The sequence below is a fragment of the Pedobacter nutrimenti genome, assembly GCF_003208655.1.
Taxonomy (GTDB): domain Bacteria; phylum Bacteroidota; class Bacteroidia; order Sphingobacteriales; family Sphingobacteriaceae; genus Pedobacter; species Pedobacter nutrimenti.
Window position 1 is genome coordinate 1 of the sequence record NZ_QKLU01000016.1, and the last position, 2,404, is coordinate 2,404.

Below are 2,404 nucleotides of genomic sequence, written 5' to 3' on the forward strand. Positions count from 1 at the left end.
TTGCTAATCCCCGGAGCTTATCGCAGCTTATCACGTCCTTCATCGCCTCTGAGAGCCAAGGCATCCCCTGTGTGCTCTTTCTTACTTTCTTCTCTCTATAGCCTTTTGCGCCTATAGAAATGCTTTTTTTGATTTGTCGTTAACTCTTTCAGTCCGGTAATAAATTACCCTCCCTTTAAGCTAACAACGTCTCTATTGTTGTTTGCTCTTCTTTTTTAACTTCTTCCAATATGTCAAAGAACTTTTCTATCCCGGAAAGTTTTCACTTCCTATTTCTGTACCTTTTATTTTAAGTACCGGTGATGGTGGAGAATAACGGAGTCGAACCGTTGACCTCCTGCGTGCAAGGCAGGCGCTCTAGCCAGCTGAGCTAATCCCCCTTAGAATTCATGTAGTCCCGAGCAGATTTGAACTGCTGACCCCTACATTATCAGTGTAGTGCTCTAACCAAACTGAGCTACGGGACTGTGGTTACCGGGACTTTGAGTAGTGATCTCTCATTTCACAATGTCTGCTGTACTCCCTTGTCCCAACTTCAGTAGGTTACACTTATGATGGCATCCTATGGGTTGTTTCTTCTTTTTTCTTTTTGAGATCTTGTCATTTATATCATTTGGCGTAGCGAGTAGTCAATCCTACTCCAGAAAGGAGGTATTCCAGCCGCACCTTCCGGTACGGCTACCTTGTTACGACTTAGCCCCAGTTATCGGTTTTACCCTAGGACGCTCCTTACGGTTACATACTTTAGGTACCCCCAACTTCCATGGCTTGACGGGCGGTGTGTACAAGGCCCGGGAACGTATTCACCGCGTCATTGCTGATACGCGATTACTAGCGAATCCAACTTCAAGAGGTCGAGTTGCAGACCTCTATCCGAACTGTGAATGGCTTTTTGAGATTCGCTTGCTGTTGCCAGCTTGCTGCCCTCTGTACCATCCATTGTAGCACGTGTGTAGCCCCGGACGTAAGGGCCATGATGACTTGACGTCGTCCCCTCCTTCCTCTCTGTTTGCACAGGCAGTCTGTTTAGAGTCCCCACCTTAACGTGCTGGCAACTAAACATAGGGGTTGCGCTCGTTGCGGGACTTAACCCAACACCTCACGGCACGAGCTGACGACAGCCATGCAGCACCTAGTTTCGTGTGATTGCTCACTGATCTATCTCTAGATCATTCACTAACTTTCAAGCCCGGGTAAGGTTCCTCGCGTATCATCGAATTAAACCACATGCTCCTCCGCTTGTGCGGGCCCCCGTCAATTCCTTTGAGTTTCACCCTTGCGGGCGTACTCCCCAGGTGGAATACTTAACGCTTTCGCTTAGCCGCTAACTGTATATCGCTAACAGCGAGTATTCATCGTTTAGGGCGTGGACTACCAGGGTATCTAATCCTGTTTGATCCCCACGCTTTCGTGCCTCAGCGTCAATAACACCATAGTAAGCTGCCTTCGCAATCGGTGTTCTGTGACATATCTATGCATTTCACCGCTACTTGTCACATTCCGCCTACCTCTAGTGTATTCAAGCTCATCAGTATCAAGGGCACTGCGATGGTTGAGCCACCGTCTTTCACCCCTGACTTAATAAGCCGCCTACGCACCCTTTAAACCCAATAAATCCGGATAACGCTTGGATCCTCCGTATTACCGCGGCTGCTGGCACGGAGTTAGCCGATCCTTATTCCTTCGGTACATTCAGCTTCCTACACGTAGAAAGGTTTATTCCCGAATAAAAGCAGTTTACGACCCAGAGGGCTGTCTTCCTGCACGCGGCATGGCTGGTTCAGAGTTCCCTCCATTGACCAATATTCCTTACTGCTGCCTCCCGTAGGAGTCTGGTCCGTGTCTCAGTACCAGTGTGGGGGGTCATCCTCTCAGATCCCCTAGTCATCGTCGCCTTGGTGGGCCGTTACCCCGCCAACTAGCTAATGACACGCATGCCCATCTTAATCCTATAAATATTTGAACATTGGATAATGCTATCCTGTGTTTTTATGCGGTCTTAATCCGAATTTCTTCGGGCTATCCCCCTGATTAAGGTAGGTTGCATACGCGTTACGCACCCGTGCGCCACTTTCATAAGAAGCAAGCCTCTTAATCTCGTTCGACTTGCATGTATTAGGCCTGCCGCTAGCGTTCATCCTGAGCCAGGATCAAACTCTCCATTGTAAAATGTTGTAGTTTGAACGCTGACCATTCTTAACTTGTTAATAATAGTCTTTATTCTAATTGTTTTGTCTGTTAGATATTGACTTCAAATCTTAGCTCGGTATCATGTACTTTGATACTTCCTTCGATACCTCGCTACGCTTGTAAATGACATCTCTTTAATGAACTTATCGGCTGGGCCTCACGGTAGCCTATATATCTTCTGGTTTCCTTCTCCTAAACAGGTCTGGTCGTTTAT

2 tRNA genes and 2 rRNA genes are annotated in these 2,404 nt (G+C 47.4%); all 4 read right to left on the reverse strand.

The annotated features are described in order from the left end of the window. Positions 1-91 (reverse strand): 23S ribosomal RNA (locus tag B0O44_RS24790); the annotation flags it as partial. 212 nt (positions 92-303) lie between these two features. Then, positions 304-380 (reverse strand) — tRNA-Ala (locus B0O44_RS24795). Positions 381-392: 12 nt separating this feature from the next. Beyond that, positions 393-467 (reverse strand) — tRNA-Ile (locus B0O44_RS24800). A 177-nt stretch (positions 468-644) separates the two neighbouring features. Then, positions 645-2,166, reverse strand: a 16S ribosomal RNA gene (locus tag B0O44_RS24805). Positions 2,167-2,404: the final 238 nt, after the last annotated feature.